Origin of the sequence: Aquitalea pelogenes, from assembly GCF_001515305.1 — a bacterium.
In the GTDB taxonomy this organism is placed as follows: Bacteria; Pseudomonadota; Gammaproteobacteria; order Burkholderiales; family Chromobacteriaceae; genus Aquitalea; species Aquitalea pelogenes.
The window spans coordinates 1-557 of record NZ_LNQV01000116.1 but is presented as its reverse complement, the minus strand read 5'-3'; the positions used below and the strand labels follow the sequence as shown (position 1 = coordinate 557).

1 protein-coding gene is annotated in these 557 nt (G+C 63.7%); it reads right to left on the bottom strand.

Annotated elements, in window-relative coordinates; genetic code table 11:
- Nucleotides 1-161: 161 nt before the first annotated feature.
- A complete protein-coding gene (locus tag AWT75_RS20440) occupies nt 162-404 on the bottom strand; it encodes an ATP-binding cassette domain-containing protein (RefSeq protein ID WP_204377135.1) in 243 nt (80 codons plus the stop codon).
- Nucleotides 405-557 lie beyond the last annotated feature (153 nt).

Genomic DNA, 557 nt, shown 5'->3' with positions numbered 1-557 from the left:
GATGTCGAGCCAGCCATCCAGAAGCTGCTGGATGCCGTGGCTGCCAGCCATGCGGCACAGCTGCGACTGTAAGCCATTATTGCCGGAAGGCGTGGCATATCCAGCGCAGATGACCATGCGCCCCGGCCCCCTGGCCGGGCTTGGCAATCACATGCTCCATATCAGGCCACCACCGCCACCGGACAGGCCTGCCCGGCCTGCTCCAGCAAGCGGATTTCAATGCCGTACAGGCCGGACAGCCGCGGCGAATGCAATAACTCCAGCGGACTGCCGTCAAAATACAAGGCACCACGCTGCAAGGCGATGATGCGGTCGGCAAAGCGGGCGGCCAGGTTCAGATCATGCAGCACCACCACCACGCCACGCCCGGTTTGCTGGTTCAGGCGGCGCAGCAGGCCCATCATTTCGTATTGATGGGCCAGATCCAGCGCCGAGGTGGGCTCATCCAGCAGCAGCAGAAGGCACCACGCTGCAAGGCGATGATGCGGTCGGCAAAGCGGGCGGCCAGGTTCAGATCATGCAGCACCACCACCACGCCACGCCCGGTTTGCTGGTTC